Source organism: Mesorhizobium japonicum MAFF 303099, assembly GCF_000009625.1.
Lineage (GTDB): Bacteria > Pseudomonadota > Alphaproteobacteria > Rhizobiales > Rhizobiaceae > Mesorhizobium > Mesorhizobium japonicum.
The window spans coordinates 593,631-607,235 of the sequence record NC_002678.2; the positions used below are offsets into that span (position 1 = coordinate 593,631).

Genomic DNA, 13,605 nt, shown 5'->3' on the forward strand with positions numbered 1-13,605 from the left:
GGCTCTATGCCGCCATCACGATTTCATTGAAGGTATCAAGGTCGACATAGAAGACCTTGGTGATTTCCTCAATCAGGTCGTCGTATTCGCAGCCCTGCGACCTCAAGATGTTGATGGCGGCGATGATGTCGACCCGTTCGGTAAGCCGCCGCTTCTGGTAGTCCTCGACATAACGTTCCATGGCTGTCCCTTAGCCTGTGTGCCCAAACGCGTTTGAACGACAGAGATCGCAGGAGGGAAGCTAGGAAGCCTTGCTTGCGTGAAACTTGCCCGGCCTTCGCCGCGCCCTCGATCTGCGACACCAGACTGATACGGAAGCGGCCGACTCACAGAAGCCAACGAAAGACTAGCATGCGGCCTCTGGCGCGCCAGAGATGCAGATCGCTGGATGGAAGAAATATTGGACTTGCCAGGGATTTGGCCAGGGACTTGGATTGTCAGCCGAAGTCCAGCATCGATTCTAGACGGTAAGGAACTTGCGGACATCAGCCCGGTCTAGATCTTCGGCCGGGCCGGTATGGACGATCTGGCCCCGGTCCATGATGTTGACCTCGTCGGCGAGTTCGCGGCAGAAGTCGAGATATTGTTCGACCAGCAGCACGGCGATACCAGCCTGGTCGCGCAAAAAGCGGATGGCGCGGCCGATATCCTTGATGATCGACGGCTGGATGCCTTCGGTGGGTTCATCCAGCACCAGCAGCTTCGGCCGCATCACCAGCGCCCTGCCAATGGCGAGTTGCTGCTGCTGACCGCCCGAAAGATCGCCGCCACGGCGGCCAAGCATCTGCTTCAGCACCGGAAACAACTCGAAGACGTGCGCCGGCACGTTGCGGTCGGCACGCTTCAATGGCGCAAAGCCGGACTCCAGGTTTTCGCGCACCGTGAGCAGGGGAAAGATCTCCCTGCCCTGCGGTACGAATGCGATGCCCGACCGGGCGCGGTCATACGCCGCGCTCCGGTCGAGCGCCTTCCCCTCGAAGGCAACGCTTCCGCTCGTCAGCCGGTGGTGGCCGACGATCGATCTCATCAAACTGGTCTTGCCGACGCCGTTGCGGCCGAGCACGCAAGTGATCTTGCCGGCGCCCGCCTTCAGCGAAACGCCGCGCAGCGCCTGGGCGGCGCCGTAATGGAGCGTGGCGTTGGAAACTTCGAGCATGTCAGCGCCTTCTCCAGAACCGGAGGAACGACAGATCGAAGCGATGGAATTGTACGCGCCAGACCATGCTCATCTCCCCAGATAGACTTCGACGACACGCTCGTCGGCCGAGACGAAATCCAGTGTGCCTTCCGATAGTACCGAGCCTTCGTGCAGGCAGGTCACCTTGACGCCGAGTTCGCGCACGAAATGCATGTCGTGCTCGACGACGATGACCGAATGGTCGCGCGCAATGTCCTTGAGCAGCCGCGCGGTCTCCTCGGTTTCGGCATCGGTCATGCCCGCGACCGGCTCGTCGACCAAAAGCAGCTTCGGGTCCTGCGCCAGCAGCATGCCGATCTCCAGCCACTGTTTCTGGCCGTGGCTGAGATTGGCGGCCAGCTCGTGGCGCTTGTCGCCCAGCCGGATAATGCCGAGAATGTCGTCGATCTGCCGCGCCTCGGCCGCGGAGCGGCGATGGAACAGCGCCGGGAAGATCGAACGCGGCCCCTTCAGCGCCAGCATCAGATTGTCCTCGATCGTGTGGCTCTCGAAAACCGTCGGTTTCTGGAATTTGCGGCCTATGCCCATCATGGCGATCTCGGCCTCGTCATGCCTGGTGAGATCCACCTGGCCGTCGAAGAACACTTCGCCCTCGTCGGGCCGCGTCTTGCCGGTGACGATGTCCATCATCGTCGTCTTGCCGGCGCCGTTGGGGCCGATGATGGCGCGCATCTCGCCCTTGTCGAGCACCAGCGACAAATTGTTGATGGCGCGAAAACCGTCGAAGGAGACCGAGACGCCGTCGAGATAGAGGATGGTGTTCGACTTGCTCATGGTTCCTACTCCGCCGCCTGCGGTTCAGGGTCGGACAAGGACCATTCGCCTGGATTCCTCGCCGGCGAGCGAGCGGGCTTTGAGGTCGCGGACGCCACTGCAACCTTGGTGCCGGCTTCTTCAGCGACGGAGGCCGCGCGCAACGCCTTCGCATTGCCGCGCCAGCTGTCCCACATACCGATGATGCCCTTCGGCAAGAGCAGGGTGACGGCCACGAACAGGCCGCCGAGCGCGAACAGCCACAATTCCGGCAGCACGCCGGTGAACCAGGATTTGCCGGCATTGACCAGCAGCGCGCCGATGATCGGCCCGACAATGGTGCCGCGCCCGCCGACGGCGGCCCAGATCACCACCTCGATCGAATTGGACGGTTCGAACTCACCGGGATTGATGATGCCGACCTGCGGCACGTAGAGCGCGCCGGCAATGCCGGCCATGACGGCCGAGACGGTGAAGGCGAACAGTTTCACATTCTCCGCCCGCCAGCCGAGGAAGCGCGTGCGGCTCTCCGCGTCGCGCACCGCCATCAGGAGCTTGCCGTATTTGGAGCCGACGATCGCCCAGGTGATGAACACGGCGAGCGCCAGCATCGCCGCGCTGGCGGCGAACAGCGCCGAACGCGTTGCGTCGGCCTGCACGTTGAAGCCCAGAATATCCTTGAAATCGGTCAGGCCGTTATTGCCGCCGAAACCCATATCGTTGCGGAAGAAGGCGAGCAGCAGCGCATAGGTCATCGCCTGGGTGATGATGGAGAGATAGACGCCGGTGACGCGGCTGCGGAAGGCGAACCAGCCGAAGACGAAGGCAAGCAGGCCGGGCACGGCCAGAACCATGATCGCCGCAAACCAGAAATGGTCGAAGCCATACCAGAACCACGGCAATTCCTTGTAGTTCAGGAACACCATGAAATCGGGCAGGATCGGGTTGCCGTAGACGCCGCGCGAACCGATCTGGCGCATCAGATACATGCCCATCGCATAGCCGCCGAGCGCGAAGAAGGCGCCGTGGCCGAGCGAAAGGATGCCGCAATAGCCCCAGACCAGGTCGAGCGCGAGCGCCAGCAGCGCATAGCAGAGATATTTGCCGGTTAGCGCCACTATATAGGCCGGGACGTAGAAGGCGCTGGTCGGCGATACCGCAAGATTGAGCAGCGGCACGACAATGGCGGCAGCCAGCAGGATGAGAATCGTGATCGCGATGCGGCGGTCAGCGCCAGCGGCGAAGAAGCGTCCCGTGATCATGCTTCCACCGCCCTGCCCTTGAGCGCGAACAGGCCGCGCGGGCGCTTCTGGATGAACAGGATGATCAGCACCAGCACGACGATCTTGCCCAGCACCGCGCCGGCATATGGCTCGAGGAACTTGTTGACGATGCCCAGCGAAAAGGCGCCGACCAGCGTGCCCCAGAGATTGCCGACGCCGCCGAAGACGACGACCATGAAACTGTCGATGATGTAGCCGCGGCCGAGATTGGGCGAGACATTGTCGATCTGGCTGAGCGCGACGCCGGCGATACCGGCAATGCCGGATCCCAACGCGAAGGTCAGCGCATCGACCCACGGTGTCCTGATGCCCATGGAGGCGGCCATGCGGCGGTTGGCGGTGACGGCGCGCATCTGCAGGCCCCAGGGCGTGCGCTTCATCACGTAGAGCAGCACGCCGAAGACGGTGAGCGCGAACACCAGGATCCAGAGCCGGTTCCAGGTGATGGCCAGCTGGCCGATATCGAACGACCCCGACATCCAGGAGGGGTTGCCGACCTCCTGGTTGGTCGGCCCGAAGATCGAGCGCACAGCCTGCTGCAGGATCAGCGACACGCCCCAGGTCGCCAGCAGCGTCTCCAGCGGCCGGCCATAGAGGAAGCGGATGACGCCGCGTTCGATGGCGAGACCGACGAGGGCGGCGACCAGAAAGGCAAGCGGCAGCGCGATGACCAGCGACCAGTCGAACAGGCCGGGAAAGGATGTGCGGATCACCTGCTGGACGACGAAGGTCGTGTAGGCGCCGAGCATCACCATCTCGCCATGCGCCATGTTGATGACGCCCATGACGCCGAAGGTGATGGCAAGCCCGATCGCCGCGAGCAGCAGCACCGAGCCCAGCGAAATGCCGTACCAGATGTTTTGTCCGGCGTCCCAGAAGGCCAGCGTCGAGTTGATGTTGGCGATCGCAGCCGTCGCGGCGTCCTTCACGGCGCCCGAGGCATTGGCCTCGACCGAGGTGAGCAGTGAAACCGCGTCACGATCGCCGCGCGAGCCGATCAGGGCGATTGCGGCGAGCTTGTCTGCATCGGGCTTGTCTGAAACCAGTATGGAAGCGGCACGCGCCTGCTCCAGCAGCGCCTTAACGCTCGCCACGGTTTCACTGACGATCGCTGCGTCGAGCGGCTCGATATTGGCGGCATCAGGTGTCTTGAACATAGTGTCGGCGGCGGCGATGCGGACCGTCGGATCCTTGGACCCAAGCGTCAACGTGCCCAACGCATCGCGAATGGCGCGGCGCAAGGTGTTGTTGACGGTGATTTTGGTTATGTCGTCTTCGGAGGCCTCCCCCGCAGCCTCGCCGCTCAGCGGGTCAAAAAGCTGGACGTTTTCATCGCCCTCCTTGCCGACAAACACCATCGAGTCGGCCGTGCGAATGTAAAGATTGCCCTCAGCCAATGCAGCAAGCGGCCGTTCGACGGCGGGATCCCCTGTGGCCGTCAACTCTTGAACGACGGCGCCCGTCTCGGAGAAGTCCGTTACCGTAGCGAATTTGGCGATAATGGCACGCAGATCGGCTTCCGCTGCGCCCGAAGACGACAGCGTCGTCAGCAGGAGCAAAAGCGTCAGGCCCATCGCATGGAAAATCTTCATCGGTTTTTGATGACCCTTGAAGGTTGAGTGGGCGTCCGGACAGCGGAGGAAACCGTCCGGACGCGCGCGGCCTTGGGCATGGACCTGAAGGTCCGGCCCGGGGAGGATCAGTTCGTGCCCTTACCGCCGCACTTGCCGGTTTTGACGTTGAAGTTGCCGCAGCTGAGCGGCGCGCGCCAATCGGAAATCAGGTCCTTGGAGTCGGGCAGGTAGTCGGACCATTCGTCGCCCATCACCAGACCCGGCGTCTTCGAGACCGTTTCGAACTGGCCATTGGCCTGGATTTCACCGATCAGCACCGGCTTGGTGATATGGTGGTTCGGCATCATCGTCGAATAACCGCCGGTCAGGTTTGGCACCGAAACACCGATCATGGCATCGATGACCTTGTCCGGATCGGTGGTGCCGGCCTTTTCAACCGCCTTCACCCACATGTTGAACCCGATATAGTGGGCTTCCATCGGGTCGTTGGTGGTGCGCTTGTTGTTCTTGATGAACTTGTGCCAGTTAGCGATGAACTTCTTGTTCTCAGGCGTGTTGACGCTCTCGAAATAGTTCCAGGCGGCCAGATGTCCGACCAGCGGCTTGGTGTCGAGACCGGCGAGCTCTTCCTCACCAACGGAGAAGGCCATCACCGGGATGTCCTCGGCCTTGATGCCCTGGTTGCCGAGTTCCTTGTAGAACGGCACGTTGGCGTCGCCGTTGACGGTCGAGACGACGGCGGTCTTCTTGCCGGCCGAACCGAACTTCTTGATCGCCGAGACTTCCGTCTGCCAGTCGGAGAAGCCGAACGGCGTGTAGTTGGTCATGATGTCCTCGGCCGCGACGCCCTTGGACTTCAGGTAGGCTTCGAGGATCTTGTTGGTGGTGCGCGGATAGACGTAGTCGGTGCCTTCCAGCACCCAACGCTTCACAGAGCCCCCGTCCTTGCTCATCAGATAGTCGACCGCCGGAATGGCCTGCTGGTTCGGTGCGGCACCCGTATAGAACACGTTGCGCTCGCTTTCCTCGCCCTCATACTGGACGGGGTAGAACAGGATGTTGTCGAGCTCGGAGAACACCGGCAGCACCGACTTGCGCGACACCGAGGTCCAGCAGCCGAACACCGCCGCGACCTTGTCCTTCGAAATCAGCTCGCGCGCCTTTTCGGCGAACAGCGGCCAGTTGGACGCCGGATCGACGACGACGGCTTCAAGCTTCTTGCCGAGCAGGCCGCCCTTGGCGTTCTGCTCATCGATGAGCATCAGCATGGCGTCCTTCAGCGTCGTCTCCGAAATCGCCATGGTCCCCGACAGCGAATGGAGAATGCCGACCTTGATCGTATCGTCGGCCGCCCTGGCGGGAGCCGACATCAACAGGCCGGCGGCAACCACGCTCGCCGAAAACATTTTTGTTATTGTCGAGAAATTACCCCTCATACGGAAGACTCCCAAGCTGGTTGATTGCACCGCAACAATACAATGCAACCCCCATGCCAACCGCTGTCGGGATTCTGAAAAACGGCAAATATTCAAACATTATCAGATGATTAGTATATTAGATTGAACAAACAAAGGAGAGCCGGTTAAAAATTGGTTGAGGGAAATTTGCGCAGCGCACACAGCTGATGCCTAATTTCTGCCCAATTCCACCAAATGCCTAGATTTTGGCCTCCGGACGCGAGGCGAGAACGACAAATGTTGCGGCACAGCGCAAAAATAGGGCAAGCTCGCTGCTTAACCGAGCGGCGTCATGGCATCCCTGATTTCACGCATTCTTATCGGCACAGTGCTTCTGGCGGCAGCGACCGGCGCCGCACACGCCGACTTCAGCGACGGCAAGATGCCTGACGGCACCTATCACTGCGAAGTCTACCTGCTCGGCATGTTCCTCGACCTCGGCGACATCACCATCAAGGGGAACGTCTATACAGGCCCGGTAACCTTCGGAACCGCCCAGCAGGCTTACAATTATCAGATGAATGCAAATGGCGAGATCTCCTGGCTGGGACCGCTCGGCGGCTACACCGCCGGCGGCAACTCGCTGTCGATGACCCAGGCAACGCTGGACGGCCAGAACCCGCCCTCCTTCGACATCATCATGAAGCAGCCCGACGGCGCCTTCACCGCCTCGACCTGCACCCTGGGCAGCAATCCATAGGCCTTCCCTCGAACGGCGCCGCCGTACGGACCACAAGCCGTGTCGCCCTCTCGTGTCATCTGGATGTAGCCGAAGCTGGATAGGCAGCGGTGCGCCGTCACCATCCACATCGAGAGGCAGACACATGGCCAATTCCCCGTCTTCATCCTCCCCTGTCATTCGCGAAATCATCGCCGAGCGCGTCTCGCGCCGGTCCCTACTGAAAGGCAGCCTGGCATCTGGCGCCGTGATCGCCGGCGGCAGCTTTGTCGGCTCGTTGTTTGCCGGCGAAACGCATGCGGCTGCTGCACTTTCCACCCTCGGTTTTTCCGAACTGAAGCGCGTCTACGACAAGACCCACGCCGCTGCCGAGGGTTATGAAACCACGATCGTCGCCCGCTGGGGCGATCCGCTTGTCGCCGGCCTGCTGGATTTCGACGGCAACAAGGTCGCTGCCGACGAGCAGGACAAGCGTTTCGGCTACAATTGCGACTACATCGCCTTCCTGCCACTGCCCAAGGGTTCGGTGAACTCCGACCACGGCCTGCTTTGCGTCAACAACGAATACATCTCACCCAATGTGATGTTCCCCGGCATGACCGAGGACGGCGCCGGCAAGGCGATGAGCAAGGAACAGGTCGATCTCGGCCTGGCGGCGATGGGCCATTCGATCGTCGAAATCATGCTCAAGGACGGCAAGTGGCAAACCGTCGAGGACAGCCCGCTCAACCGCCGCGTCACGGCCAACACCGAAATGGCTGTTTCGGGACCGGTGGCCGGCCATGCCTTGATGAAGACCTCCGCCGATGCGACCGGCACGAAGGTGCTCGGCACCAGTTACAATTGCAGCGGCGGCTTCACCCCCTGGGGCACTGTGCTGACCTGCGAGGAAGGCGTTTCCGACCTGTTCGGCGGCGACCCGAAAAAGGCGCCGACCGCCGATATTCTCGATCGCTACGGCTTCGATGGCTCCGACATCTACGGCCGTGGCCGTTTCCACGACCGCTTCAACATCGACAAGGAACCGAATGAGCCGAACCGCTTCGACTGGGTGGTCGAGATCGACCCCTATGATCCCAGGTCGAGGCCGGTGAAACGCACGGCCCTTGGCCGCATGTCGCATGAGGCCTCTACGGTCGTCCTCAACAAGGACGGTCGCATCGTCGTCTACATGGGCGACGACGACTATTTCGAATACATGTACCGCTACGTCTCGAACAAGGCTTACGACAAGACGAACCCGGCTTCCAGCAACGGCCTTCTCGATGATGGCGTGCTCTCGGTTGCCCGTTACGACGCCGACGGCTCGATGACATGGCTGCCGCTGGTCCACGGCCAGGGCAAGCTCACGGCGGAAAACGGTTTTGCCGACCAGGCCGACGTGCTGTTGAAGACGCGCCTTGCCGCCGACGCGCTCGGTGCGACCCCGATGGACCGGCCGGAGGACATCGAGACCAATCCGGTTACCGGCCGCGTCTACGCCGTCATGACCAAGAACAAGAAGCGCGACGAATCCAAGGTCAACCCGGCCAATACGCGACCCGAAAACCTCTGGGGCCACATCGTCGAGCTGATCCCGCCAGGCGGCCGCGGCATCGAGGCCGACCACACCGCCGACAAATACGCCTGGGACCTGTTCGTGCTCTGCGGCAATCCCAAGGACGCCAAAGTCGGCGCCACCTTCCATCCCGACACGTCGGACAATGGCTGGTTCGTCTGCCCCGACAACATCACATTCGATCCGGCCGGGCGGCTGTGGGTGGCGACCGACGGCGCCAATGATTTCGACCTGCCCGACGGCGTCTATGGCGTCGACACGGAAGGCCCGACGCGCGGCCTGCCAAAGCTGCTGTTCACCTGCCCGCATGGCGCCGAAGCGACCGGCCCTTGCTTCACCCCGGATGGCACGACGCTGTTCCTTTCGGTCCAGCATCCCTCCGAAGATGCCGAGACGCTCGACAAGGCGCAGTCGCTGTGGCCCGATTTCAAGGACGGCCAGCCGCCGCGGCCATCGGTCGTCGCCATCCGCCGCAAGGACGGCCAACCGGTTGGGGCCTGAGACTGCGAGATTCAAAAGGCGCGGAACCCGGGGCGGGTCCCGCGCCGGCGGCAGGCGGCCTAGCGCCCTTCCCCAGCGATTTCGAGCGCCAGCCGGCTCATATCGGTGAAAAGCGCCTGGCGCTCGGAATAGTCGGCCTGTTCGCCGGTAACCAGATTGTCGACGACTGTCAGTAGCGATAACGCCCTGGCGCCGAAATGCGCCGCGATGCGGTAGAGCGCGCTGGTTTCCATGTCCACGGCCAGCGCTCCGAGCGCCCTTGCTTCGGCATAACGGGTGTGCGCTTCAGGATGGTAAAATATGTCGGTGCAGACTGTCAGGCCGGCGTGATGGTCGATGCCGAGTTCGGCTGCCTTGGCCAAGGCGCAGACGAGCAGCGCCGGATCCGGGCCGGCTTCAGCGTCATAAAGGCCAAAGACCTGACCGTTCTCGGCGTTTTCCGGCCGTGCCGATTGCGAGATTACCAGGCTGCGCAGCGTGGCCTCGGCGCTCAGGCCGCCGCAGGTCCCCGTGCGGATCAACGTTCGGGCGCCATAATAGTCAAGCAATTCATGGGCATAGATCAGGAACGACGAAACCCCGATACCCGTCGCCTGAATGCTGACGGGCTGGCCGCGAAAAAGGCCGGTAAAGCCGAGAGCACCCCGCCGGCGATTGACGCAGCGTGGCGCCTCGAGAAATGTCTTCGCCATCCATTCGGCGCGCTGCGGATCGCCCGGCAACAGCACCGTTTCGGCGTAATCGCCCTTGCCTGCCTCTATGTGTGTCGTCAATCGCTGCTCCCCCAAGCCCGACCGCCCTCTCACCCGCAATCATGGCGTTGTCAGGGCACGCCGCGCAAGGCGGATCATTGGAGAGCGCTAAATTAGGACTCCAGCATATCCTTGACGATCGTCGCCAGTTGCTTGAGCGAGAACGGCTTCGGCAGGAAGCCGAAATGCGCGTCGGCCGGCAGGTTCCTGGCGAATGCGTCCTCGGCATAGCCGGACACGAACACGAACTTGATATCAGGCTGGCGCTTGCGCAACTCGCCAAGCAGGGTCGGTCCGTCCATTTCCGGCATGACCACGTCGGAAACGACGATGTCGACCTTGCCGCCCAGGGCTTCGAACACTTCCAGCGCCTCGACGCCGGAGGATGCCTCATGCACCGTATAGCCGCGCGAGGTCAGCGCCCGCATACCGCCCATGCGCACCGCATCCTCGTCCTCGACCAGCAGCACCGTGGCAGACCCCGACAGATCCTTGGTGCTGTCGACCGGCTTGACCGGCGCGGCACTCGGCGCATCGCCGGGTTCGGCCCCCTTCTTCGCTTCCGCGATATGACGCGGCAGGAAGATGCGGAAGGTCGACCCCTTGCCGACTTCGGAATCGCAGAAAATGAAGCCGCCGGTCTGCTTGATGATGCCGTAGACCATGGACAGGCCAAGGCCAGTGCCCTTGCCGACCTCCTTGGTCGTGAAGAACGGCTCGAAGATCTTCTTCAGCACATCCGGCGCGATGCCGCTGCCGGTGTCCTCGACCTCGACCACGACATAGTCGGCCGCGGCGAGTTCGCGATAGGAGAAGGTCTTGCACTCCTCGGCAGTGACGTTGCGGGTGCGCACGGTGAGATCGCCGCCGGCGGGCATCGCGTCGCGCGCATTGACGGCCAGATTGACCACCACCTGCTCGAACTGGCCGATATCGACCTTGACCGGCCACAGGTCACGGCCATGGTCGATCTTCAGCTTGATGTCGTTGCCGACCAGGCGGGCAAGCAGCATCCTGAGATCGGCGAGCACGTCGGTGAGGTTCAGCACTTCCGGCCGCAGCGTCTGCTTGCGCGAGAAGGCCAGCAACTGCCTGACCAGCGAGGCCGCCCGGTTGGCGTTCTGCTTGATGTTCATGATGTCGGGGAAGGACGGGTCCGACGGCCGGTGATTGGTCAAAAGCAGGTCCGACGCCATGATGATGGCGGTCAACACATTGTTGAAGTCGTGAGCGATGCCGCCCGCCAGTTGCCCGACCGCCTGCATCTTCTGGCTTTGCGCCATCTGCCCTTCGAGCGCCTTCTGCTCGGTCGTCTCGACGGCATAGACAATGGCCGATTCCTCGGCGCCCTCGCCACCGGTGCCGTCGGCGACGGCATTGACGTAGAAACGGATATGCCGCTCTTCGTTGCCGGGCAGCACGGTGTCGATCGGCTCGATGTCCGCCTGGCGCTGCCTGGCCTTCTCGAACGCCGCGGCAAAGGCTGGCCGCTCGCGCTCATGGATCACCGTATCGAGCCGCACGCGGCGGTCCACGGCATCCCGGTCGACGACCGAGGAAAACAGCGACAGGAATGGCGCGTTAGTGCGCAGGATGCGCCCGCTGGCATCGACGCCCGCGATCGCCATCGGCGTCGAATTGAAGAAGCGGGTGAAGCGCACTTCCGAGGCGCGCAGATCGGCCGAGGCATCCTCGCCCTGTGTGCGATTGAGCACGATCGTGCGCGTCGGACCGCCGATACCTTCGCGGCTGGCCGAAACGCGATGCATGAAGCGCACCGGCAGCGCCTCGCCCGTCATCGTCGTCAAATCGAGATCGATGACCGCGTTGCGCGTCGTGCCGGGGTCGGCCTTGACCGAACGCACCAGAGCCATGCCGTCGCCGGCAACGATATCCGGCAAGGTGACTGCGCCGGGCGTGAAGCTGGCAAGATCGATGCCCAGCCATTCCGCGAGCGTGGCGTTGATGTAGGTGACGCGGCCGTCCTGGTCGGCGGAAAAGAAGCCGGCCGGAGCGTGGTCGAGGTGATCGATGGCCTTCTGCAGGTCGAGGAAGAAACGCTCCTGCTCGGCCCGCTCCTGCGAAATGTCGGCGAGTTGCCAGGCCAGCATAGGCAGTCGCTGGCCCGGAACGTTGAAGGTGCGGGCGCGCGCCCGGTACCAGCGGGCGCCCGGTTCGGCGCCGGGCCGGATCGACTGCGCCAGCCGAAACTCGCCGTCACCTGGCTGTCCGTCACGCAGGCCGGAGGCCAGCCGGTAAATCGTCACCGAGGCCTCGGGAACATCCGAAAGCAGCCCTTCGACCGTCTTGAGGTCGGCGGCCGAGGAGGCCCCGGTCATGTCGGCATAGGCTCGATTGGCGTAGACGACGCGGCCCTTGGTGTCCGTCACAAGCAGGCCTTGCGCCATCGAATCGACGAAAGCCTTGGACAGTTCATCGCCGGTCGAGCGCGGCGTGACCTGCACGAAGCCGATCGCGGTCGCGAACAGGAAGCCGACGCCGATCATTGCCAGCACGCCAAGCATGCCGAGCAGGAAGGGATCCCCGAGGCGCTCGCGGAACAGGCCGAAGACGATCGCGGCCCCCGTCAGGACGACGATGAAGATGATGAGCCGGGTGACCGCACCCGGTCGCGTGTTTTGGTCGACGATCGGTACCGGATAGAAATCGCCGCGCGCTTCCTTGGCCATATGCCCCCTGCTCGTGAAGTCCGACGTTCCGACACCCGCCCCTAATGCATGTCGCCCAAAAGTGACTTCGGTTTTGGGCAAACGACGTGCATGAAAACAAGGACCTGAAGCGCGTCGCATGAATCCGCTTCAGCGCGACCCGCTTTAGCCGGTTGAATCACATTCTCCCAGTCCCGAAAAGGCCCGGGCGGCAAATGTCAGATAAAAATGATGCCAGCCGTGTTTCAAGCTGTTCACGATGCGTGAAAGGCAACTTGCGGTGGCCAGCCGCAACGGTCTAGTGTCGCGTCACTTTCCAAAACCGATCAGGGGAAACCAATGCAGTGGCTGGATAGCGTGGCGGGCCCTGGTTATGCGGCGGCACTCCTGTGGACCTTCGCGGCGCTGATCCTGCTGGTCATCGTGCTCGTCATCATCAGGCTCGTGCGCAACCTGACCTTCGGTACGTTTGTCGCCGGTGGCCGGAACCGCAAGACGCGGCTGGCCGTCATGGACGCCACCGCCGTCGACAGCCATCGCCGGCTGGTGCTGGTGCGCCGCGACGACATCGAACATCTGCTTCTGATCGGCGGCCCGACCGACGTCGTCGTCGAACGCGACATACGCCTTGCCGCACCGCGCCGTCCGGCGCTGACCGGAGATGGCGGTCTGCAGCCTGTCCCGGCCACCGCGGCCCCGACGGCAAAACCGCGGCCGCCTCAGCCGGCGCCCGCACCAGCCCGACCTGCGCCGCAGCCGGTGACCGCGGCGCCGCCGCCTGCCCGCCCGCGCCCGGCGGCGCCACCGCCGGCCCCAGCCCCCGCACCGAAACCGGTTGCGCAACCCTATCAATCGACAAACGTCACGCCGCTGCCTGCTTATGGCTCCGCCAACGCCAATGCCGTCAGGCAGGCGCCACCGCCCCCGCAAGACAGCATCGACGACGCGCTGATGAAGGACCTGGAGGTTTCGCTCGACCAGCCGCGCTCCGGCGGCCCTGTCGGCAAACCGGCGACCAAGCCGCCGCAATCGCTCGACGATGAAATGACCAGGCTTCTGGGCGAACTTTCTTCAAGTCAGAAAAGATGATTGGCGCCTGAGGCACCCTGCCGGCCGGCGATCTGGCCGGGTTTGCTCCTGCTGCAACGGATTGCCATGCAGCCAACAAAAATGGCCGGAAA

At 63.0% G+C, this 13,605-nt stretch carries 11 protein-coding genes; 3 read left to right on the forward strand and 8 right to left on the reverse strand.

All coding sequences use genetic code 11. The features are described 5' to 3' along the window. Positions 1-4: 4 nt before the first annotated feature. The 6 genes from MAFF_RS39925 to urtA form a co-directional block, all read right to left on the reverse strand. Positions 5-181 (reverse strand): hypothetical protein, encoded by a 177-nt coding sequence (locus MAFF_RS39925; RefSeq protein WP_010909636.1) that lies wholly within the window; start codon positions 179-181, stop codon positions 5-7. A 279-nt stretch (positions 182-460) separates the two neighbouring features. Beyond that, a complete protein-coding gene (gene urtE, locus MAFF_RS04170) occupies positions 461-1,156 on the reverse strand; it encodes an urea ABC transporter ATP-binding subunit UrtE (RefSeq protein WP_010909637.1) in 696 nt (231 codons plus the stop codon). 69 nt (positions 1,157-1,225) lie between these two features. Beyond that, positions 1,226-1,972, reverse strand: a complete 747-nt coding sequence (gene urtD / locus MAFF_RS04175) for an urea ABC transporter ATP-binding protein UrtD (protein WP_010909638.1) — start codon at positions 1,970-1,972, stop codon at positions 1,226-1,228. Positions 1,973-1,977: 5 nt separating this feature from the next. Beyond that, a complete protein-coding gene (gene urtC / locus MAFF_RS04180) occupies positions 1,978-3,213 on the reverse strand; it encodes an urea ABC transporter permease subunit UrtC (protein WP_010909639.1) in 1,236 nt (411 codons plus the stop codon). After that, positions 3,210-4,826, reverse strand: coding sequence for an urea ABC transporter permease subunit UrtB (urtB, locus tag MAFF_RS04185; protein WP_044547683.1), 1,617 nt, complete (start codon positions 4,824-4,826; stop codon positions 3,210-3,212). Before urtB ends, urtC begins: the two co-directional genes overlap by 4 nt. A 107-nt stretch (positions 4,827-4,933) precedes the next feature. Further along, complete coding sequence (gene urtA / locus MAFF_RS04190; RefSeq protein WP_244420714.1) at positions 4,934-6,214, reverse strand: urea ABC transporter substrate-binding protein; 1,281 nt, start codon at positions 6,212-6,214, stop codon at positions 4,934-4,936. Between the two features lie 343 nt (positions 6,215-6,557). On the opposite strand from urtA, the gene MAFF_RS04195 reads away from it, so the two are divergent. Together MAFF_RS04195 and MAFF_RS04200 are read left to right on the forward strand one after the other, a co-directional pair. Further along, entirely contained in the window at positions 6,558-6,965 is a 408-nt protein-coding gene (locus MAFF_RS04195) for a hypothetical protein (RefSeq protein WP_010909642.1), read from the forward strand. A gap of 124 nt (positions 6,966-7,089) precedes the next feature. Further along, positions 7,090-9,003, forward strand: coding sequence for a PhoX family protein (locus MAFF_RS04200; RefSeq protein WP_010909643.1), 1,914 nt, complete (start codon positions 7,090-7,092; stop codon positions 9,001-9,003). 59 nt (positions 9,004-9,062) lie between these two features. Here the strand turns inward: MAFF_RS04200 and MAFF_RS04205 are convergent, their stop codons facing one another. Together MAFF_RS04205 and cckA are read right to left on the reverse strand one after the other, a co-directional pair. Beyond that, the gene (locus MAFF_RS04205) at positions 9,063-9,776 is read right to left on the reverse strand and encodes a DeoD-type purine-nucleoside phosphorylase (protein ID WP_044547685.1); all 714 of its coding nucleotides are present in this window, start codon (positions 9,774-9,776) and stop codon (positions 9,063-9,065) included. 92 nt (positions 9,777-9,868) lie between these two features. Beyond that, the gene (gene cckA, locus MAFF_RS04210; protein WP_032930382.1) at positions 9,869-12,445 is read right to left on the reverse strand and encodes a cell cycle histidine kinase CckA; all 2,577 of its coding nucleotides are present in this window, start codon (positions 12,443-12,445) and stop codon (positions 9,869-9,871) included. A gap of 318 nt (positions 12,446-12,763) precedes the next feature. Between cckA and MAFF_RS04215 the strand changes: the two genes are divergently transcribed. Beyond that, positions 12,764-13,513, forward strand: coding sequence for a flagellar biosynthetic protein FliO (locus MAFF_RS04215; RefSeq protein ID WP_010909646.1), 750 nt, complete (start codon positions 12,764-12,766; stop codon positions 13,511-13,513). The last annotated feature ends 92 nt before the right edge of the window (positions 13,514-13,605 follow it).

Bases quoted from the DNA above. Each gene is read 5' to 3' on its own strand.
- MAFF_RS04215 (WP_010909646.1), top strand. From the start codon at position 12,764: ATGCAGTGGCTGGATAGCGTGGCGGGCCCTGGTTATGCGGCGGCACTC.
- cckA (WP_032930382.1), bottom strand. From the start codon at position 12,445: ATGGCCAAGGAAGCGCGCGGCGATTTCTATCCGGTACCGATCGTCGAC.
- urtC (WP_010909639.1), bottom strand. From the start codon at position 3,213: ATGATCACGGGACGCTTCTTCGCCGCTGGCGCTGACCGCCGCATCGCG.
- urtA (WP_244420714.1), bottom strand. From the start codon at position 6,214: ATGTTTTCGGCGAGCGTGGTTGCCGCCGGCCTGTTGATGTCGGCTCCC.
- urtE (WP_010909637.1), bottom strand. From the start codon at position 1,156: ATGCTCGAAGTTTCCAACGCCACGCTCCATTACGGCGCCGCCCAGGCG.
- MAFF_RS04195 (WP_010909642.1), top strand. From the start codon at position 6,558: ATGGCATCCCTGATTTCACGCATTCTTATCGGCACAGTGCTTCTGGCG.
- urtB (WP_044547683.1), bottom strand. From the start codon at position 4,826: ATGAAGATTTTCCATGCGATGGGCCTGACGCTTTTGCTCCTGCTGACG.
- urtD (WP_010909638.1), bottom strand. From the start codon at position 1,972: ATGAGCAAGTCGAACACCATCCTCTATCTCGACGGCGTCTCGGTCTCC.
- MAFF_RS39925 (WP_010909636.1), bottom strand. From the start codon at position 181: ATGGAACGTTATGTCGAGGACTACCAGAAGCGGCGGCTTACCGAACGG.
- MAFF_RS04200 (WP_010909643.1), top strand. From the start codon at position 7,090: ATGGCCAATTCCCCGTCTTCATCCTCCCCTGTCATTCGCGAAATCATC.